16 protein-coding genes are annotated in these 20,195 nt (G+C 46.2%); 13 read left to right on the top strand and 3 right to left on the bottom strand.

Going from position 1 to position 20,195, the window contains the following annotated elements; genetic code table 11:
* Positions 1–107: 107 nt before the first annotated feature.
* From DWX43_RS20920 to folK, 5 genes are read left to right on the top strand one after another with little or no spacing between them, the layout of a single operon-like run.
* Positions 108–1,406 carry a folylpolyglutamate synthase/dihydrofolate synthase family protein gene (locus tag DWX43_RS20920; RefSeq protein ID WP_243099422.1) on the top strand — a complete coding sequence of 433 codons (1,299 nt, stop codon included), beginning with the start codon at positions 108–110 and terminating at the stop codon, positions 1,404–1,406.
* Positions 1,407–1,428: 22 nt separating this feature from the next.
* Positions 1,429–1,980, top strand: coding sequence for a GTP cyclohydrolase I FolE (gene folE, locus DWX43_RS20915; protein WP_347559314.1), 552 nt, complete (start codon positions 1,429–1,431; stop codon positions 1,978–1,980).
* 6 nt (positions 1,981–1,986) lie between these two features.
* On the top strand, positions 1,987–2,469 hold the full coding sequence (locus DWX43_RS20910; RefSeq protein WP_118621708.1) for an HD domain-containing protein: 483 nt from the start codon (positions 1,987–1,989) through the stop codon (positions 2,467–2,469).
* 16 nt (positions 2,470–2,485) lie between these two features.
* Positions 2,486–3,304 carry a dihydropteroate synthase gene (folP, locus tag DWX43_RS20905; RefSeq protein ID WP_118621707.1) on the top strand — a complete coding sequence of 273 codons (819 nt, stop codon included), beginning with the start codon at positions 2,486–2,488 and terminating at the stop codon, positions 3,302–3,304.
* Positions 3,305–3,306: 2 nt separating this feature from the next.
* Positions 3,307–4,128 carry a 2-amino-4-hydroxy-6-hydroxymethyldihydropteridine diphosphokinase gene (folK, locus tag DWX43_RS20900; RefSeq protein ID WP_109733820.1) on the top strand — a complete coding sequence of 274 codons (822 nt, stop codon included), beginning with the start codon at positions 3,307–3,309 and terminating at the stop codon, positions 4,126–4,128.
* Here the strand turns inward: folK and aroA are convergent.
* Together aroA and DWX43_RS20890 are read right to left on the bottom strand one after the other, a co-directional pair.
* Positions 4,123–5,415: a 3-phosphoshikimate 1-carboxyvinyltransferase gene (aroA, locus tag DWX43_RS20895; protein WP_118621719.1), complete on the bottom strand. Its 1,293-nt coding sequence runs from the start codon at positions 5,413–5,415 to the stop codon at positions 4,123–4,125. The genes folK and aroA overlap by 6 nt on opposite strands.
* 54 nt (positions 5,416–5,469) lie before the next feature.
* Positions 5,470–6,567: a prephenate dehydrogenase gene (locus tag DWX43_RS20890; protein ID WP_109733822.1), complete on the bottom strand. Its 1,098-nt coding sequence runs from the start codon at positions 6,565–6,567 to the stop codon at positions 5,470–5,472.
* Between the two features lie 224 nt (positions 6,568–6,791).
* Here DWX43_RS20890 and DWX43_RS20885 point away from each other — a divergent pair, with 224 nt between their 5' ends.
* The 8 genes from DWX43_RS20885 (at position 6,792) to DWX43_RS20850 (ending at position 17,721) form a co-directional block, all read left to right on the top strand.
* A complete protein-coding gene (locus tag DWX43_RS20885) occupies positions 6,792–8,867 on the top strand; it encodes an elongation factor G (RefSeq protein ID WP_109733823.1) in 2,076 nt (691 codons plus the stop codon).
* Positions 8,868–9,030: 163 nt separating this feature from the next.
* The gene (locus tag DWX43_RS20880) at positions 9,031–10,023 is read left to right on the top strand and encodes a radical SAM protein (RefSeq protein ID WP_109733824.1); all 993 of its coding nucleotides are present in this window, start codon (positions 9,031–9,033) and stop codon (positions 10,021–10,023) included.
* 36 nt (positions 10,024–10,059) lie between these two features.
* Entirely contained in the window at positions 10,060–11,424 is a 1,365-nt protein-coding gene (locus DWX43_RS20875) for a uroporphyrinogen decarboxylase family protein (RefSeq protein WP_118621706.1), read from the top strand.
* Positions 11,424–12,338 carry a GTP-binding protein gene (locus tag DWX43_RS20870; RefSeq protein ID WP_118621705.1) on the top strand — a complete coding sequence of 305 codons (915 nt, stop codon included), beginning with the start codon at positions 11,424–11,426 and terminating at the stop codon, positions 12,336–12,338. Before DWX43_RS20875 ends, DWX43_RS20870 begins: the two co-directional genes overlap by 1 nt.
* Positions 12,339–12,525: 187 nt before the next feature.
* The gene (gene trkA / locus DWX43_RS20865; RefSeq protein ID WP_109733827.1) at positions 12,526–13,884 is read left to right on the top strand and encodes a Trk system potassium transporter TrkA; all 1,359 of its coding nucleotides are present in this window, start codon (positions 12,526–12,528) and stop codon (positions 13,882–13,884) included.
* Positions 13,885–13,894: 10 nt separating this feature from the next.
* A complete protein-coding gene (locus tag DWX43_RS20860) occupies positions 13,895–15,340 on the top strand; it encodes a TrkH family potassium uptake protein (protein WP_118621704.1) in 1,446 nt (481 codons plus the stop codon).
* A gap of 67 nt (positions 15,341–15,407) precedes the next feature.
* Positions 15,408–17,090 (top strand): CvpA family protein, encoded by a 1,683-nt coding sequence (locus DWX43_RS20855; RefSeq protein WP_118621703.1) that lies wholly within the window; start codon positions 15,408–15,410, stop codon positions 17,088–17,090.
* 337 nt (positions 17,091–17,427) lie between these two features.
* Positions 17,428–17,721, top strand: a complete 294-nt coding sequence (locus DWX43_RS20850; RefSeq protein WP_109733830.1) for a hypothetical protein — start codon at positions 17,428–17,430, stop codon at positions 17,719–17,721.
* Between the two features lie 105 nt (positions 17,722–17,826).
* Here the strand turns inward: DWX43_RS20850 and DWX43_RS20845 are convergent, their stop codons facing one another.
* Positions 17,827–20,115, bottom strand: a complete 2,289-nt coding sequence (locus DWX43_RS20845; protein ID WP_118621702.1) for an extracellular solute-binding protein — start codon at positions 20,113–20,115, stop codon at positions 17,827–17,829.
* Positions 20,116–20,195 lie beyond the last annotated feature (80 nt).

Raw genomic sequence — 20,195 nt, 5'->3', positions numbered from 1 at the left:
ATTTTCCTTGTGATATATCTGATTTAGTGCTATGATGGACAACAGTGATAATGAAATCACGACAAGGCATATTTAGATATTTTAAAAAAGGAAAGGAAACGAGAAACGTGACCTATAAAGAAGCAAGGGTATATTTGGACGAAGTGTCGAAATACGGAAGTGTACTTGGCTTGGATACGATTCGAGGTCTGTTGCGTGAACTTGGGAATCCTCAGGATGACCTTACGTTCATACATATCGCAGGAACGAATGGAAAGGGATCTGTGCTTGCATACACTTCTACAATCTTAAGTGAGGCAGGATACAGGACCGGGAGATATGTATCGCCAACAGTGGTTTCCTATTTAGAGCGGATTCAGGTAGACGGAGAATGGATACCGGAAGAAGATTTCGCCGGATTAGTGGAAGAAGTTCAGAAAGCTATTGCACGTATGGAAACCTCAGGGGAAGCAAGCCCCACTGTATTTGAGGTCGAGACGGCAATAGCTTTTTTGTATTTTAAAAAGAAGAACTGTGATATCGTTGTACTGGAAACCGGTCTGGGCGGCACGCTTGATGCCACGAATATTGTGGAGCGTACGGCTGCTGCCGTTTTTGCATCCATCAGCCGGGACCATATGGGATTTTTAGGGGATACACTGGAAGAAATAGCCGGTAATAAAGCAGGCATCATCAAGCCGGGATGCTTTGTGGTGACGGCAGGGCAGAAGCCGGAAGTCATGAAGATTTTAAAGGATAAGGCAGACGCGCTCTCATGCAGGATGTATACGGCTTCTGTAAAAGATGCGGTGGTGCTTAAGGAGAACTGGGACAGACAGGAATTTACCTGCGGGAAATGGAAGAATATCCATATTCCACTGGCGGGAAGACATCAGATTAGTAATGCAGTTACGGTTCTTGAATTGATAGACGGATTGAATGAAAACGGATTCCATATCACAGAAAAAGCTGTGCGGGACGGTTTTGCGAAAACAAGCTGGCCCGGGAGGTTTACCTGCATTCATAAGGAGCCTCTGTTTATCGTAGACGGGGCACATAACGAGGATGCGGCTTTAAAGCTGCGGGAAACACTGGAACATTATTTCGCGGGCAGAAGGCTGATCTTTATTATGGGTGTATTCAAAGACAAGGAATACACAAAGATCGCACAGATCATGGCCCCGCTGGCAGAAAAGATCTATACGGTAGACCTGCCGGATACAGGGCGCAGCCTGAAAGCGGAAGAACTTAAGGAAGCAGTGGAGCCATACTGCCCCGGTGTGGAGGCGGTATCTGATATCGGTGCGGCAGTCGGTGCGGCATACCATGTGGCAGGTGCAGAGGATGTAATACTGGCTTTTGGTTCCCTGTCCTATTTAGGACAGGTCATGAAGATGGCAGAGTCTGGATGTCAGACAGCAAAGTAGAGCCATATAAGGAGACATTATGATAGATCAGGAAAAAGTAAAGCAGGCAGTTAAGCTTCTGTTGGAAGGAATCGGGGAAGATATTACACGTGAAGGACTGAAAGATACACCCGACAGGATTGCGCGGATGTATGAAGAAATATACGGGGGGATGGAAGAGAATGCGGCACAACATTTGAAAAAGACGTTCCATGTCGATGATAACGAGATGGTGATTGAGAAAGATATCACCTTCTATTCGACCTGCGAACACCATCTGCTCCCGTTTTATGGAAAGGCCCATATCGCTTATATACCGGACGGAAAAGTGGTGGGCTTAAGTAAGCTTGCAAGGACCGTGGAGGTGTTTGCCAAGAGGCTGCAGCTTCAGGAACAGCTGACGGGGCAGATCGCAGATGCCCTGATGGAGAATCTGAATCCGAAAGGGGTCCTTGTCATGATAGAGGCGGAGCATATGTGCATGACCATGCGGGGAATCAAAAAGCCGGGGAGCCAGACAGTTACAATCGTCAAACGCGGCGAATTTCTGGAGAATACGGAACTTACAAACCAGTTTTTCCAGATGCTCAGGTAGAATATTATGGAAGCAATAGAAAAAATCAGGAACCATCCACTTTACCGGGAAAGCTATGCATTACTGGAGGAAGCAGAAAAGGATCGGATATTCTGCCGCCACCAGATAACGCACCTTCTTGATGTGGCGAGGATTGCATATATTCGTAATCTGGAAGAAGATCTGGGGATGAAAAAAGAGCTCATTTATGCGGCGGCCCTTTTACATGATATCGGTAAATACAGGCAGTATGAGGATGGCACACCCCATGAAATAGCGGGGATTAAGATAGCAGGGCAGATACTTACGGACACAGACTCCTTTACAGAAGAAGAAAAGCAGATGATCCTTAAGGCAATTCTGGAACATCGCAGAAGCAAGGAAGGGATGTCGGTACTGGGAAGGCTTTTATATGAAAGCGACAAGCTCTCCAGAATATGCTGCATGTGTCCGGCCGAACCGGAATGCAACTGGAGCAGGGAAAAGAAAAACATGGAAATAAAGTGGTGAAAGGATTGATAATCATATGATCATAGGCAGCAGGGAATTTGACACAGACAATCATACATATATCATGGGAATTCTGAATGTAACACCGGATTCTTTTTCTGATGGCGGGCGTTACAGCCGTCTCGATGCAGCACTTACGCATGCGCAGGAGATGGTCATGGAGGGTGCGGATATTCTGGATGTGGGCGGAGAGTCCACACGTCCGGGACACGTACAGATCTCAGAAGAAGAGGAGATCGAACGTACGGCGCCTGTCATTGAGAAGCTAAAGAAAGAGTTTGATGTACCAGTTTCCATTGATACTTATAAAAGCCGTGTCGCAAGGGCGGCCCTTCAAGCAGGAGCCGGTCTGGTAAACGATATCTGGGGGCTGAAATACGATGAAAACATGGCCCCCCTGATTGCAGAAAGCGGGGCGGCCTGCTGTCTGATGCATAACAGGGAGAAGGCCGAATACCAGAACTTCCTTCCAGATGTGCTGATGGATCTGGAAAAGAGTGTAAATATTGCCAGAAAAGCCGGGATTAAGAAGGACAAGATTATTCTTGACCCGGGTGTGGGATTCGGCAAGACTTATGAGATGAATCTGGAGATTATCAAACAATTGAACCGTCTGCAGTTTCTGGGGTATCCGGTTTTGCTTGGCACTTCCAGAAAGTCGGTGATCGGTCTGACGCTGGATCTCCCTGCGGACCAGAGAGAAGAAGGTACATTAGTGACAACCGTCATGGGAATGTTAAGCGGCTGCGCATTTGTCAGGGTACATGATGTGAAGGCGAATAAGCGTGCGCTTAAGATGGCTGAAGCAATCATGAGGGAGCATCAGGGGGTATGATCATGGATAAAATTAAGATAGAAAATTTAGAGGTATTTGCAAAGCACGGTGTGTTCCCGGAGGAGAATGTACTGGGGCAGAAGTTCCTTGTTTCAGCCACCTTATATACAGATACGCGGCGTGCGGGAAAGACGGACGACTTAACAGCATCCATCCACTACGGGGAAGTGAGCCAGTTTATCGATGCGTACTTAAAGAGGCATACATTTAAGCTTATCGAGCGGGCTGCGGAGAGTCTGGCAGAAGAACTTCTCCTGCATACAGAGCATTTACAGAAAGTAGAACTGGAAGTAAAGAAGCCGTGGGCGCCGGTAGGACTGCCTCTGGAATATGTTTCCGTAAAGATTGAACGGCAGTGGCACACAGCATATATTGCCCTAGGCTCGAATATGGGAGAGAAACAACAGTATCTGGACGGCGCAGTAAAGGCACTCGACGCGTGGGAAGGCTGCCGTGTGGAAAAGACATCGTCCTGGCTGGTAACTCCTCCCTACGGCGTGACAGATCAGGATGATTTCCTGAACGGCTGCCTTGAACTGAAGACACTGCTCACTCCGGAAGAACTATTGGAAGCCCTTCATGAGATTGAACAGGAGGCCGGACGGGAGCGCATCATCCATTGGGGGCCGAGGACACTGGATCTTGATATCATTTTTTATGATGACCTCATTATGGGGACAGATACGTTATGCATCCCGCATGTTGAAGTGCAGAAGCGGGATTTTGTCTTAAAGCCGCTGCATGAGATTGCACCTTACAAGCACCATCCGGGGAATGGGAAGACAGTGCGGGAGATGTTGGAGGAAGTAATGAGCAGCCTATAAGAGCTGCTCAAAAGTATCGTAAAAGGTTGGATAGGATACATCTACACAGTGGCTGTCAAGGATATTTGTATTACCCTCCGCAACCAGTGCTGCAATGCTGAAAGCCATCGCAATCCTGTGGTCCAGAAGCGTGTGGATCGTGGCTCCGTGAAGCGGCTTACCGCCATTTATCACCATTCCGTCAAAAGCCGGGGTGACATCGCAGCCCATTGCAGTCAGGTTGTCGGTGACTGTCTCGATCCGGTCAGTTTCTTTTACCTTCAGTTCCGAAGCGTCCCGTATGATTGTTGTGCCTTCTGCCACAGCGGCCATGACCGCAATGACAGGAATTTCGTCAATCAGGGTCGGGATGATATCCCCTTCGATCGTTATACCGTGAAGTTTACTGGAACGGACCAGTATATCGGCAATCTTTTCCCCGCCTTCGGTGCGCTCATTCAGGAGAGTGATATCCCCGCCCATATCTTCACATACTTTCAGGATACCTGCACGGGTCGGATTGATTCCGGTGTTTTTGATGAGGATTTCGGAATCAGGGACAAGCAGACCGGCGGCTATGAAGTATGCCGCAGAGGAGATATCTCCCGGCACCATGATCTTCTGGCCGTACAATTCTTCGCAGGGACGGATGGATGCCGTCGCCCTTGTAGAATCCAGTTCGTGCTTCGTGGTCAGGTCGGCCCCGAATTCTTTCAGCATCAGTTCCGTATGGTTCCGGGAAAGACTCGGTTCCATGACAGAAGTTTCCCCGTCTGCGTAAAGTCCTGCAAGCAGGATACAGGATTTGACCTGTGCGGAAGCGACCGGGGAGATATAATGAATCCCGTGGAGGGAGCCTTTTGTGATATAGAGAGGGGCACACCCGTTGCGGAGAATGCTGGATATATTCGCCCCCATGCGGGTCAGCGGGTCGATGATCCGTTTCATGGGACGTGAATTCAGCGAATCATCCCCGGAAATCTTGCAGTCAAAGGACTGTCCGGCAAGAATGCCTGAGATCAGCCGGGTAGTCGTTCCGCTGTTGCCTACATCCAGTATATCGTCAGGGGCGCTCAGTCCGTGCAGTCCTTTTCCATGTACGGTAATGATATCACCGTCCTCGACGATATCGATCCCGAGCCTGCGGAAACAATTGATCGTAGCCAGACAGTCGGCACCTTCCAGAAAATTATGTACCTCAGTCGTCCCTTTCGCGATGGACCCAAACATAATGCACCTGTGGGAAATAGATTTGTCGCCGGGAACGGAAACTTCCCCTCTTAATCCTGTAATATTCGTTAATTCCATAAATTTTTGTATATCCTTTCTGTATCCTTGTGTGTATTTCTGCATCTGCACACATTAAACTTCATAAACAATGTATCTGTATTTCTTCAAGAGTTCCGCCGCCTTATTGGAAGAAGGTCCGTCATAGAATTCAATTCTCAGTACGCCCTCTTCGAACTCTCTGTTATGTATAATCCCGATATTCTTAATACTGATATTGTTGCTCGCAAGAATGGTAGCGATGGTTGCAATACCGCCGGCCTCATCAATAATATCACAGTAGAGTGCAAAGCTTTTCTTGATAGGGCCTGCCGAACTATTCGGCATGGAATCCCTGTAGTCCTTAGAATCCTCGAAAAGGGAATAGAGCTCGCCCTCCGCCCCCTCGTCGACCGCTTTCTTCGCTTCCTGAAGCACTCCGATATAATCTTCCAGTATCTGGGAAATATTTTTCTTATTCTTCAAACATATCTGCTGCCACATGACAGGGGAGGAGGAGGCGATACGCGTGATATCTTTAAATCCCCCTGCAGCCAGATTCTTCATCAGCTCATCCTTCGTATCTGTATCGCGCACAAAATTTACGAGACTGGAAGCAATAATGTGGGGCAGGTGGCTGATCGTCCCGGTGACATAATCATGCTCCTCATAGTCCAGGACAACAGGGAGTGCCTTCAGGGCCGTTACAAATTCCCTGTATGCATCTACCTTTGCCGGGGAAACTTTTGCCGAAGGCGTCAGAATATAGTAGGCATTTTCGATCAGAACCGGTTTTGAATTCACAAACCCGCTTTTTTCGGAACCGGCCATCGGGTGCCCGCCGATGAAATTCTCTTCCAGCCCGAGCTGTATGATCTCTTCATGGATAGAGCTCTTTACGCTCCCCACGTCCGTCAGGATACATTCTGAACCTACGAAATCCTTAAGCTGGCTGAGATAAGCTGTATTATAAGCAATCGGGGCACATAGAAATATATAAGCGCACCCCCTGAAATTTTCATCTATTGAAGAGCAGGAAGTATGGATCGTCCCCTCCTGAACCGCCAAAGCCAGTGTCTCTTTACTCTTATCAAAAGCCAGCAGCTCGTATTCTGGAAAATACTGCCGCACAGCCTTGGCAATAGAACCGCCGATCAACCCCAGACCAATAAATCCAATCTTTTTAGTCATCATACTGTAAGTCCTTTCTGGTAGTAATCTAATAAATTTCACATTAACCAGTTTACCATTTTAACGGGGAAAAGTAAACGGACTTTCGAAGCAAAAAATCTTTGTTAAAAATTCATAAAGCAGTTGTAATACGACTCGTTTTTTAGTACAATATACACATAACACGTGTGCGCCGGAAGTACATTATAAAGCATGCGCATAATAACGACACACAAGGAGGCAGCAGCATGAAGGTTTACAGAACAGACGAGATTAGGAACGTAGTATTGCTTGGCCACGGCGGAAGTGGCAAGACGAGCCTGGCAGAGGCGATGTTGTATGTATCAGGGGCAACGAACCGTATGGGTAAGATTTCCGATTCTAATACGGTTAGTGATTTTGATAAAGAAGAGCAGAAACGCGGATTCTCTATCAGCACAACTCTGATCCCGGTTGAGTGGGAGAAGGCTAAGATCAATATTCTGGATACACCGGGATACTTTGACTTTGTCGGTGAGGTAGAGGAAGCAGTAAGTGCAGCTGATGCAGCTGTTATTGTTGTATCCGGTAAGGCCGGCGTACAGGTTGGTACGGAGAAGGCGTGGGAACTGTGCGATAAGTACAATCTCCCGCGTATGGTCTATGTCACAGAGATGGACGTGGATGATGCCAGCTTCCGTCAGGTGGTGGCAGACCTGACAGAGAGATACGGGAAGAAGATAGCACCTCATTTCCAGCCGATCCGTGAGAATGAGAAGCTGGTTGGATATATTAATGTTATTAAGAATGCGGCAAGAAGATATACAGATATCGGACAGAGAGAGGAATGCGAGATTCCGGATTACTGTCTGCCGAACCTCGAGATCCTGAGAGATTCACTGATGGAGGCGGTAGCCGAGACGAGTGATGAATTCATGGAGAGATATTTTGCAGGGGAAGAGTTCTCCGTAGAAGAGATTCGTGCAGCCATGCGTACAGAGGTTATGGACGGGGACATCGTTCCTGTAGCTATGGGGTCCAATCTGCAGGCACAGGGAGTTGCAAACCTGTTATCTGATATTGTAAGATTCTTCCCGAGCCCGGACAGAAGGAGCTGTGCAGGACTGAACCGCAGGACGAACGAGATCTTTGAAGCGAACTATGAATTCTCAAAGGCTAAGACAGCATATGTCTTTAAGACAATGGTAGACCCGTTCATCGGTAAATATTCCTTCGTAAAAGTATGCTCAGGTGTAATCAAGGGCGATGATGTGCTCTATAATGCGGACTCGGATGCAGAAGAGAAGCCGGGCAAGATTTATACCATGTGCGGGAATAAGCCGTCGGAAGTGACAGAATTATTTGCAGGTGATATCGGAGCGATTGCGAAGCTTTCCAACACACGCACCGGGGATACACTCTCCACAAAGGCAACGCCGGTATCTTTCGCAAGGACAGACTTTTCTGTTCCTTATACATATATGAAGTATTCAGTGAAGACCAAAGGCGATGATGACAAGGTATCACAGGCTCTGGCTAAGATGATGGCGGAAGATATGACTCTGAAGGCTGTCAATGACAGTGAGAACCGTCAGTCTTTACTTTATGGTATGGGGGACCAGCATCTGGAGATTACAGTGAGCAAGCTTGCTTCCAGATATAAAGTAGATGTCATTCTGGAAATGCCTAAGGTAGCATTCAGGGAGACGATCCGCAAGAAATCTGATGTAGATACAAAGTATAAAAAGCAGTCAGGCGGACATGGACAGTATGGCCATGTTAAGATGAAGTTCGAACCATCAGGCGACCTTGAGACGCCATATATATTTGAAGAGGTTGTTGTCGGCGGGGCAGTGCCGAAGAATTATTTCCCGGCAGTAGAGAAGGGCCTTCAGGATTCCGTTGTGAAGGGACCACTTGCAGGATACCCGGTTGTAGGTGTGAAGGCGATCCTGTATGATGGATCTTACCATCCGGTTGACTCCTCAGAGATGGCATTTAAGACGGCTACAGTCCAGGCATTTAAGAAAGGCTTTATGGAGGCAGGACCGGTTCTCCTTGAACCAATCGCTTCCTTGAAAGTGACAGTTCCGGATGAATATACCGGTGATGTTATGGGGGATCTGAACAAGAGACGTGGGCGCGTGCTCGGAATGAATCCGATAGCGGGTGGTAAGCAGGTGATCGAAGCAGATATCCCGATGACAGGATTATTCGGATACTGTACAGTACTCCGATCCATGACTGGAGGCCGCGGCACTTATGCTTATGAATTTGCAAGATATGAGCAGGCACCGTCTGATGTACAGGAGAAGGAAATTGCAGCAAGGGCTGCGGAAGAATAGAATAAGCACTCCGTATAGCTTGATGAAAATCGGCTGTACGGAGTTTTTTTGTGCATTTATTCATATCATCCTTATTTATTACAAAATATCAAAAAAAAGTACAGGAAGAAAGTTCTTGAAATTTATATGATAAGAACAGAAAAGAACGGAGGCGTGACATTATATGAATACAGAGGGATTACAAAGCAGCAGACTTGAAGAGATATTTGCTAAAGTAGATGCGAATGAGGATTTGACGAAAGAAGATGCGCTGGAACTGCTGAGTATCAACAATCAGTCGGCAGATTTTTACACATTGATTCAAAAGGCAAATGAATTATCAAGAAAAGAATTCGGACAAAGAGGATATGTTTTTGCACAGATCGGTCTGAACAGCGCACCGTGCACCGGTAATTGTAAGTTTTGTTCACTTGGGAAAGACAATTTTGTGGCAGAGGAAAAATCCGAAAAGTCATTGGAAGAGATTCTTCAGCAGGCAAGGTGGATCGTAGAAGAAAAGGCAGATGCACTGTTTCTGATGACAACTGCAGATTACAGTATAGAAAAATTTCTCCAGATTGCCAAAGAAGTAAAAAAACTGCTTCCAGAGGACATGATGTTTATTGCCAATATCGGTGATTTTAATGAGGACACAGCAGTACGTCTGAAAGAGGCCGGTTTTACGGGGGTATACCATATTGTAAGAATGAATGAGGGAATTGATACAGACCTCCCGGTGGAAAAGAGAATCGCCACACTCGACGCCCTGAAAAATGCCGGATTGGAATTGATCTACTGTGTAGAACCGATTGGGCCCGAACATACATACGGCCAGATCGCGGATGAGATGCTGCGTGCAAGGGCATATGATGTAAATGTCATGGCATGCATGAAACGTGTCGGTGTCCCGGGGACTCCTCTTTATGAGAAGGGGGAGATTACAGATCTGGAACTGACGAAAATCGCTGCAGCGGCAAGACTTGTTACGAGACCGAAGAAGTCTATGAATGTCCATGAACCAAAGGCGATGGCTTTGATAGCAGGTGTGAACCAGTTATATGCGGAAGTAGGGATGAATCCGAGGGATGTAAACGCGGAGACCGGGAACGGACGCGGTTTTTCCATTCAGAATGTAAAAGATATGCTGGCCCAGGCCGAATATGTGACTCGTGCATAAAAAAATAATTATAAATATTAAAGGAGAGATACAAACATGAATCAGAAAGAATTATTATTGAAAACACTGCACCATGAGGAAACAGAGCAGGTAGCATGGATACCATTTGCAGGCGTGCATGCGGGCAGTCTTCTCGGGTATGATGCAACAGAAGTCTTACAGGACGAAGAAAAGCTGTTTCAGTCACTGATGGAGGTAAACAAGCTTTATAAACCATCCGGGCAGCCGGTGATCTTTGACCTGCAGGTGGAGGCCGAATGTCTGGGATGTGATCTCGTATGGGCGAAAGATGCTCCACCGTCTGTTGCAAAACATCCGCTGGAAGGCACGGAAGATCTGGAAACACCTTGCTACTGCACGATACCGACGAAAGAATCAGGACGTATTCCCATGATTCTGAATGTCATGAGAAGAATGAAAGAAGCAGTAGGCGGTACGACAGCTTTATACGGACTGATCTGCGGACCGTTTACACTTGCAACACACCTGCGTGGAAATGATATTTTTATGGATATGTATGACGACGAGGATGCAGTGATTGAATTTCTGGCATACTGTAATGCGATTGCAATGAAGATGGCAGAGTATTATATCGAGGCAGGCATGGATGTGATTGCAGTGGTTGACCCGCTGATCTCCCAGATTTCTTCTGATCACTTTGAACAGTTTATGAGCGAGCCGTTCAGTAAATTATTTGCCCATATCCGTGAATTAGGGGCACTTTCTTCCTTCTTCGTATGTGGGGACGCTACGAGGAACATAGAAGTGATGTGCCAGACAAAGCCGGATTCCATTTCCATCGATGAAAACGTTGACCTGTTTGCTGCCAAGAAGATTACGGATAAATATAATGTGGCAATCGGAGGGAATATTCCTTTGACAACGGTCATGCTGCATGGGACACAGCAGGACAACATGAAGTTCGTGGTTGATCTTCTGGATAAACTGGAGGATAAGAAAAACTTCATCCTTGCTCCCGGATGTGATATGCCTTATGCGGTGCCGGTTGAAAATACGATCGGTGTGGTACAGGCGATACACGAGACGGATGCAGTGCGTGAAATCCTCAAGAACTATGTTGCCGCAGATGAAGAAATAGAAGTGGAACTGCCGGATTACGGGCATCTTGAAAAACCGCTTGTGGAAGTCTTCACACTGGATTCTGCAACCTGCGCTGCCTGCACTTATATGATGGGTGCCGCAAAGGAGGCAAAAGAGACATTTGGAGATGCAATCGATATGGTAGAATATAAGTTCACCATCAAGGAAAACATTGCACGCTGCAAGAAGATGGGAGTGCCGAATCTTCCGTCCATGTACATTAACGGAGAGTTAAAATTCCGCTCTCTTGTACCGGCGAAAGAAGATCTGGAAGCAGCCATCAGGGCTGTGATGAAATAATGAGCAGACTGTATTTAATTACCGGCTTCTTAGGAGCCGGTAAAACTACTTTTCTGAAAAACTTTATAAAGGAATTTTCAGGGGAACGCATTCACCTGATTGTAAATGAATTCGGAAAAGAAGGAGTCGACGGCAGAATTCTGGATGAGCTCGGGATGGTTCTGGATGAGATCAATAATGGTTCAATCTTCTGCTCGTGCAGACTGGATAAATTTGAAGAAGTGCTCGAAAAGGCACTCGTCAGGCAGCCTGATGTTATTATAATAGAAGCATCGGGCCTTTCCAACCCGACAAACGTAAGAAAAATCCTGGATCAGGAAGGTAAATTCGAGTCTGCCGAATACATGGGGAGTATCTGCCTGATTGATGCAAAGCAGTTTCTTAAAGTGTATGGGACGGCGGTCGTGGTAAAAAAGCAGATAGCAGTCAGCGATATGGTCCTGATCAATAAGACAGACCTTGCCACGCCGGAAACTGTCGCAGATATCAGAAAAACAATCCGTAACCACCGGCCGGATGTCCCTGTCTACGAGACTACGTTCGGCCGTATAAAGAAAGAATGGCTCGACCGCATGTCAGAGGCCCGTGGGGAAGATGCGGACCTGATGCAAAGTGCGGATATCACTCTGCGTAAATACCTGCTGCACATTAAAGAGAACCAGACACTATATACGCTGCAGAAATTTCTGGAAATGTTCTTAATTGACACATACCGTGTGAAAGGAATCCTAGAACTTCAGGAGGGCTGTTACCTGATCAGCTGCACCGGGGAAATGTTCCATGCAGAAGTATTCAAAGGCAGTTTAGGAGTGACAAACGATCTGGTCGTTCTTTCAGGCAATGGGCTGCCCACGAAAAGAGCCATTAAAAAGGCAATGGAATGGTATCCTGACATCGCTGAAATCATAAAATAAGCCGGCCGCTGGCCGGCTTATTTTATCCCTTTCGCAGACCCGGTTTAATATTTATTAAGAAATCTGCAAAACGATTGTATTTACGATTCAAAAGTGCTATAATTGCTCTGCCATTATGGAAAAATAGCGATTACATACCTTATAGAAAGATTCAATAAGGTATAAGAATGAAGTTGAGGGTAGACAAATGAAGATAGTCATCATTGGAGACGGTAAAGTCGGCTATAAGCTGGCAAAACAGCTCTCCGCAGAGAATTACGATATTGTAATGATCGACAGCAATGAAAAGAAATTGCGTGCTGCTATTGACCGGCTTGATATTTTCTGTGTGACCGGCGATGGGGGAAGTGTAGCAGTACAGAAGGAGGCAGACGTACCGCATGCGGACCTGGTTATCGCATGCACATCTACGGATGAGTGCAATATGTTAAGCTGTCTCATTGCAAGAAGGCTCGGGGCCAGGCACACGATTGCCAGGGTGCGTAATCCGATTTATTATCAACAGATTGATATTTTAAAGGAGGACCTGCACCTGAGCATGGCAGTAAATCCTGAACTGGCAGTGGCGGGAGAGATTGCCCGTCTTTTACTGTTTCCGGATGCAAGCAAGATAGAGACATTTGTAAAAGGAAGAGTAGAGCTCATTGAATTTCCGCTTTCCCAGAACAGCATGCTGGCAGGCATGTCCCTTGCGGAGATGTACAACAAGTTCCAGATCAAGATACTTGTGTGCGCTGTAGAGCGCGGCGATAATGTGGTGATTCCGGACGGTGAATATATTCTGCGTTCAGGAGACCGCCTCCATGTGGCAGCATCCCATGTAGATATTGAATTGTTCTTTAAACTGCTCGGCAAGAAGCGGGAGAAGATCCGTAAGGTCATCATATGCGGCGGCGGACGTGTCAGCTATTACCTTGCCACCCAGCTCTGCAAACTGGGGATGCAGATCAAGATTATCGAGAAAGAAGAAGAGAAGTGCGAGAATCTCTGCGAGCTTCTTCCAAAGGCGACTATCATCAACGGTGATGCGTCAGACCATGACCTGCTTATGGAGGAAGGAATCCAGGATGCGGACGCACTGATAGCCCTGACAGGAATGGACGAAGAGAACATTATCATGTCCCTGTTTGCCAAGAGTCAGGGAGTGTCCAAGATCATTGTCAAGGTCAATGAGGACCGCAGGGCGAGGATGATCGAGGAATTTGGGATTGACAGTATCGTTTCCGCGAAGACGGCAACGGCAGATGCAATCATGAGTTATGTGCGTGCACGCCGGAATTCCCAGGGAAGTGCAAATGTAGAGACAATGTACCAGCTGGTGGACGGAAAAGTAGAGGCACTCGAATTTATTGTAAAATCAGAAACTAAGTATACAAATAAGCCTTTAAAGGATTTATCCTTAAAGCCGAACAACCTGATTGCAGGTATCGCAAGAAAGCGCAAGATCATTATTCCGAATGGCGATGACTGTATTAAGGTTGGGGACAGTGTCATTATCATAACGATGGAAAAGCAGATCCAGGATATCCAGGATATCTTAATGTAGGTGCAGACTGATGAATTATAAGATGACGGTTTTTATCATAAGTAAAATGCTGGGGGTCGAAGGGGCGCTTCTTTTGATTCCGGCTATGGTTGCATTTTTATATGGTGAAAAAAGTGGATTGACTTTTTTAGTAGTGAGTGTAGTTCTTTTCATAATCTTTCTTGCTTTTGGCAGGAAGGTGCCGGAAAATAAGACAATTTACGGGAAAGAAGGTCTTGTGATCGTAGGCTCTGCATGGATACTGTGGTCCCTGTTCGGTGCGCTGCCATTTTTCCTTTCAGGAAGTATACCGAATTACCTGAATGCATTTTTTGAGACTGTTTCCGGCTTTACGACGACGGGATCTACCATACTCACAGATATCGAAATTCTGCCGAAGGGGATGCTTTTCTGGAGGAGCCTGACACACTGGATTGGCGGCATGGGAGTGCTTGTATTTGTTATGATGCTGACTTCTCTGGATGACGAGAACTCGATGCACCTGATGCGTGCCGAAGTTCCGGGGCCGGAAGCTGACAAGCTTGTTCCCAAGGCCAGAAGTACAGCGAAGATACTCTATTCGATGTATTTTGTACTGACAGCGGCCGAGGTGGTATTCCTTCTGTTTGGTGGAATGAGTTTCTACGATGCTCTGATTCATGCATTCAGTACAGCGGGTACAGGGGGATTCTCCAATAAGAACAGCAGTATCGCGTTTTATGACAGTGCATATATTGACGGTGTGATTACGGTATTCATGATATTATTCGGAGTGAATTTTAACCTGTATTTCCTGCTTCGCCTGAAGGAGTGGAAGACTGTATTAAAAAATGAAGAACTCCATGCTTACTTAGGAATTATTGCAGGTTCGATTATTTTTATCACGCTGAATATAGTGGGGATGTATGGGAACATTTTACATGCATTCAGATATGCATCCTTTCAGGTTGCGGCTATTATCACAACGACGGGATTCTGTACAGCCAATTTTGACCTGTGGCCCGAGCTGTCAAAGGTTATTATACTGGGGCTGATGGTGATCGGTGCATGTGCAGGGTCGACCGGAGGCGGTATTAAAATATCACGTCTGCTAATCATGTTTAAGAGTGTAAAACAGGAGATCAGGCGGATGCTGCACCCGAAGTCGGTGACAATTGTACAGATTAACGGGAGAAAAATCAGCAGAGATACGATGCATAGCGTATATATTTATTTTATATGTTACATCCTGATCTTAATGGGGTCTGTTTTCCTCGTTGCATTCAATAATTATGATTTTACGACTACATTTAGTGCCGTACTTACGACTCTGAATAACGTCGGACCGGGTCTTTCCCAGATAGGACCCGTGGAAAACTTCTATGACTTCTCAGCATTGTCCAAGATTGTATTCTGTCTTGACATGCTTGTAGGAAGACTGGAGATATTCCCATATCTCCTCCTGCTATCTCCGGATTTGTGGCGCAGACGGTTTTAGGGGATTCATTGGGGAAGAAAGTATTTCAGAACAGTGGCACTAACAGGATAGGCAGAAAGGAAAAAGTATGAAAAAAGGAAAAATGAAACTTTTGGCGGTTGTCGGCATTATTCTGCTTGCGGCGATTTACTATTATGTGGCGCTGCCCGCAATTAATATCCATTCATCCGACTTCTGGATGTTTCTGATCGTATTGATCATCGTAATTATTTTGATCTTTGTCAGAAGAAAAAGGCTGACGAGGTACACGTTTAAGGAATCAAAAGGACTCAAGGCAATAGGGGGACTGCTGATTCTCGTAATTGCGGCTTACCTGGTTGGTTCCCTGTTGTCTTCTCCGATTGTAAACGCAAAGAAATACCAGAAGCTTTTGACCGTAAAAGACGGGGAATTCACAAAGGATATCGAGGAACTGTCTTTCGACCAGATTCCACTTCTGGACAGGGATTCTGCAGCAATCTTAGGAAACCGTAAGATGGGAAGTATGGTAGATATGGTTTCACAGTTTGAGGTAGATGAACTGTACAGTCAGATTAACTATCAGAACCAGCCGGTGCGTGTCTCACCACTGCGCTATGCGAACCTGATTAAATGGCTGACGAACCAGAAGGAAGGGATTCCTGCCTATATTAAGATTGACATGGCTACCCAGAATACGGAGCTGGTTAAACTGAAAGAGGGCATGAAATACACGACAAGTGACCACTTTAACAGAAATATCTACCGTCACCTGAGATTTAAGTATCCCACGTATATTTTCAATGACCTGAGTTTTGAAATCGACGATGATGGTGTCCCATACTGGGTCTGCCCTGTAAAGAAGTTTAACATCGGGCTGTTCGGGGGAACAACGATCGGCAGGGTGGTATTGTGTAACGCTGTAACAGGGGAAACGACAGACTACAGCATTGAAGACGCGCCGGAATGGATAGACAGGGCATTTTCCGCGGACCTGCTTGTAGAATTATATGATTATTATGGAAGTCTGAAGCACGGTTATTTTAACAGTATCCTTGGCCAGAAAGACTGCCTGAAGACAACGACAGGCTATAATTACCTCGCGATAGATGATGATGTATGGGTATATACAGGTGTTACATCTGTCAGCGGTGACCAGTCTAACGTTGGTTTCGTGCTCATGAACCAGCGTACAATGGAAACAAAGTTCTATGAAGTGGAAGGTGCGACGGAAGATTCCGCGATGTCATCCGCCGAAGGCCAGGTGCAGAACCTGAAATACGTGGCGACATTCCCGCTGCTTCTGAATATTTCAGGGGAACCGACCTATTTCATAGCCCTGAAGGACGATGCCGGACTCGTAAAGAAATATGCAATGGTCAATGTCCAGAAATATCAGATCGTAGCAATTGGCGATACTGTCAGCGCATGTGAAGAGGCATACACTAAACTGATGTATGACAACGGAATCAAGGAAGTTGAAAAAGACACCCGTGAGATTGAGACTATGACGGCGAAAATCACGAAGATCGCCCAGGGGGTAATCGACGGAAATTCCCATTACTATATCATGCTGGAAGGTTCGGACGATATATACGATGTATCAGTCGTAGACTTCATTGACATTATCAAATATGATGTTGGTGACGAAGTAACGATTGAATATAAAGAGGGCGAGGACAGCAATACCGTTCTCTCTCTGAATGGCAAAGAGAAGGCAGGTACAGAGACAAAAGCCGGTGCAGAAACAAACGACGGAGACGGAGGAGAAACCGACGCCGGAACAGAGTAAAAGAAGTAGGGATAAAATGAAAAATCCGATGCTGCATGTTCAAACTGCAGTATCGGATTTTTTTACTTATTTCATATGAGGAAAGTACGTCCTATGAAATAAAAAGCCCATCCGGCGGGATGCGCACTGCGGCGTGTAAGGTAAATGTCGCAATGCAACCGCCACAGGTGCGAGTTTCGCAAGCAAAACTCTTTTTTGCGATGGTTTGGACGTAAAAAGTCACATAGTGATCACTAAATCCAGATTGAAGTAATGCTTTATTGTATTTTCCTTTTCTTGTTTATATAATTAAGTATGTTACAAAGACAAAGGAAGAATTCATAGAGGAGGGTGGAATATGGAAACCGGAGATTTTCATGAAAAGCTAAAGGCAGCATTTGATACGATTGGGGAGCCTACTATATATGAGATACTGAAGGATGATATCCAATATCAGAAGAACAGTAAAAGAGAGGCTGAACTGGAAGAAGCTTATATGGCAATGCGGGATACACTTACAAAAGAACAGGATAAGATCATACATGACCTGCTGGACTGCAGGGATGCCATGAATGTAGATTATAGTGCAGTGGCATATCTGGCCGGGATGCGGGATGTGATCCGTATTCTGAGGTATATGAAGTTATTATGATAGTGGGATGCATACGCAGCGCAGCCAAAGTGTGCAACTCCCCTATGAGTAAGGGGAAGGGCACACCTGGCATGGTGGAAATGAAGTGCCTTCTGCTAAAGTCTTTTATGTTAGCAAATGTATTGGCTTCGGATAGCCATAGGATTGAAAGAGTGCCTTCATTTCTATCTGCGCGGCTTCCAGGGCATTCTCAATACTTGTACCGTTTCTGATGATATCTTTAACGATATTGCACAGGATCTTTTCAATCCTGTTTCTCGGTATAATCAACGACCTGCTGCTGTATGGCCCTGTACGCTTATGGCAATAGGAGAAACTCTCTTCAGTCAGCTCCAGCCAGGGATATAATTTGAGCAGCTCATGGTTATGGTACGGAGCGACAGCAGGAGACTGGCCGTCTAAAATCGTCATATAGATGCTGATATCTTTCTGATACAGCCACCTGAAAAAGCTGTAAGCCTTATCCGGCTGGGAGGTACATGGGCTCAACCCCAGAATCCAACCCACACTGGCGGGGGATTTGCCGGGGAGTGCCTGATAGCCGGCACGTCCAATGATATGGTCCCGGATGCTGCTATTGATCTCGTTGGCATATTCCGTGTAGGTAACCAGCATGGCGGTCCGTCCGGAACAGAAATCAGTTACAGTCTGTTTAATAGAGGTTTCAAATGGGCCGGACGGAGTGAACCGGATTGTACTCAGTATACTCTGCAGAGCTTTTACGTTTTCCGGGGTGTTGAGGCATACACGGTTGTACTTATCCCAGATCTTCCCGCCGTAGGCCCATAGCCGGATCAGAATTTCAGGCGCAAACTCTTCATCGATAATCCCGGCTACGGAAGTCCCGAATTCTGTCGGGGAGTCAGGATTGAAACTTCTGGTAAAGAAAGATGCAATACCGTTGAACTCGGTCCATGTGCGCGGAGGACGCAGCGATATCTGGTATTTTTCCTTAAAAGCCTTCTGAACGGCCCGGTTTTCAAACAGGTCCTTCCGGTAGAACATAATCTGTGAGCCGCTGACAATCGGAACACCGTAATACTTTGATTCATAAATGCAATTATTCAGGCTTCCCTCAATCAGGGCAGAACGCTGAAACTGGTCTCCGTTTACAAAGTCCGTTATATTCGCGATAGAGCCGTTTTGAACAAGGTACTCCAGCCAGGGGACATCATACATATAGATATCATAGCGGCTTTCCGGGCGTTCCATATCTGTGATGATTTCCTTCAGTAGATGGTGCTGGGGCGAAAAGTCTATCTCAACCGGAATCTGTGTCTGAAGTGTAAAATTTCTGGAAAGCAGTTTTGCAGAGTGTGCGGTTGCCATATCAGGCATCAGAATCCGAAGGGGCTTTTGGGAAGAGGGAGCCGTTTTTCTGCGGCGGGGGGCTTTAAGGGGCAGTTCCCGGTGTATAATATCATCAGAAAAAATGACGTTCTGTTCTTCGAAAAGCAGAGGGGACTTTATATGCCCCATCAGCAGTTCCGCAGCCTTCCGGCCCAGAGTAAAAGCTGTCCGCTCTGTATGAATCATACCGGGGGCAGAAGAGGCATGGTTCCATGATTCTTCCCCCAGAGTCAGCAGCTGCACGTCATCCGGTACACAGATTCCCTGTATGCTAAGAGCTTCCAGAACACCGGCGGCGATTGTCCCGGAGGTGGCTATAACAGCATCTAGCTGTTCTAAATATGGATGGTTCAGCATTGCCTTGAATGCATCCTCTTTGCTCATATTTGTAATCTGGACCATATCAGGATTATAGGGAAGGCCGCAGGAAGAGAGGGCGGTCATATAGCCGTTCAGGGCATCCGATTCAGAGGAAAAATGCTGTGCACCGCTTAAGAGGGCGATGTTCCGATATCCTTTTTCCAACAGCTTTTCCGTCAGGAAACATACGGTTCTGTCATTATCAAAACCTGCAAAGCTGGAATCAATTCCTCTGGGACGTCTTTCGATAAACACGGACGGTATATTATAATGCTTCATCCGCGACAGGAAGAATTCCTGATTCCCGGGCTGGGATGTGATGATCAGGAGCCCGGATACATTGCTGCTGATGAAATCATCAATCTTTTCACATTCAATGTCGGGAGAATTGTTCGAAAATGCAACACTAATATGATATCCTTTACTTTGAAGTTCTGCAGAGATTCCTTTGAAGATTTCTGCGTGATAAAAATTATCGATATCCGTCAGGACTACACCAATTCTTCTGGAATCAGCCGTTTTCAGGTTTCTGGCAGACGAATTGGGGATATACTTAAGCTTTTCAATCGAGTCCATAATTCTGACACGGGTTTCGGGTTTTACATTTCTGGAACCACTCAGACAGCAGGATACGGTTGCAATAGAAACACCTGCATCTTTCGCAACATCTTTTAACGTGACCATTGGCTGCTCCTCTTCATGATAAAATTTCTTTTTTTATTATAGCATCGCGCTAGTTGAAAAACAACATAATCTAAACGTTT

Source organism: Clostridium sp. AF19-22AC (assembly GCF_003479085.1).
Taxonomy (GTDB): domain Bacteria; phylum Bacillota; class Clostridia; order Lachnospirales; family Lachnospiraceae; genus Faecalicatena_A; species Faecalicatena_A orotica.
This window is presented reverse-complemented; position numbering and strand designations above follow the sequence as displayed.

What these genes read in the sequence shown, in the direction of transcription:
- DWX43_RS20875 (WP_118621706.1), top strand. Translation starts at nt 10,060, where the DNA reads ATGAATCAGAAAGAATTATTATTGAAAACACTGCACCATGAGGAAACA.
- trkA (WP_109733827.1), top strand. Translation starts at nt 12,526, where the DNA reads ATGAAGATAGTCATCATTGGAGACGGTAAAGTCGGCTATAAGCTGGCA.
- DWX43_RS20885 (WP_109733823.1), top strand. Translation starts at nt 6,792, where the DNA reads ATGAAGGTTTACAGAACAGACGAGATTAGGAACGTAGTATTGCTTGGC.
- DWX43_RS20855 (WP_118621703.1), top strand. Translation starts at nt 15,408, where the DNA reads ATGAAAAAAGGAAAAATGAAACTTTTGGCGGTTGTCGGCATTATTCTG.
- folK (WP_109733820.1), top strand. Translation starts at nt 3,307, where the DNA reads ATGGATAAAATTAAGATAGAAAATTTAGAGGTATTTGCAAAGCACGGT.
- folP (WP_118621707.1), top strand. Translation starts at nt 2,486, where the DNA reads ATGATCATAGGCAGCAGGGAATTTGACACAGACAATCATACATATATC.
- DWX43_RS20870 (WP_118621705.1), top strand. Translation starts at nt 11,424, where the DNA reads ATGAGCAGACTGTATTTAATTACCGGCTTCTTAGGAGCCGGTAAAACT.
- DWX43_RS20890 (WP_109733822.1), bottom strand. Translation starts at nt 6,567, where the DNA reads ATGATGACTAAAAAGATTGGATTTATTGGTCTGGGGTTGATCGGCGGT.
- DWX43_RS20880 (WP_109733824.1), top strand. Translation starts at nt 9,031, where the DNA reads ATGAATACAGAGGGATTACAAAGCAGCAGACTTGAAGAGATATTTGCT.
- DWX43_RS20845 (WP_118621702.1), bottom strand. Translation starts at nt 20,115, where the DNA reads ATGGTCACGTTAAAAGATGTTGCGAAAGATGCAGGTGTTTCTATTGCA.
- aroA (WP_118621719.1), bottom strand. Translation starts at nt 5,415, where the DNA reads ATGGAATTAACGAATATTACAGGATTAAGAGGGGAAGTTTCCGTTCCC.
- DWX43_RS20910 (WP_118621708.1), top strand. Translation starts at nt 1,987, where the DNA reads ATGGAAGCAATAGAAAAAATCAGGAACCATCCACTTTACCGGGAAAGC.
- DWX43_RS20860 (WP_118621704.1), top strand. Translation starts at nt 13,895, where the DNA reads ATGAATTATAAGATGACGGTTTTTATCATAAGTAAAATGCTGGGGGTC.
- DWX43_RS20850 (WP_109733830.1), top strand. Translation starts at nt 17,428, where the DNA reads ATGGAAACCGGAGATTTTCATGAAAAGCTAAAGGCAGCATTTGATACG.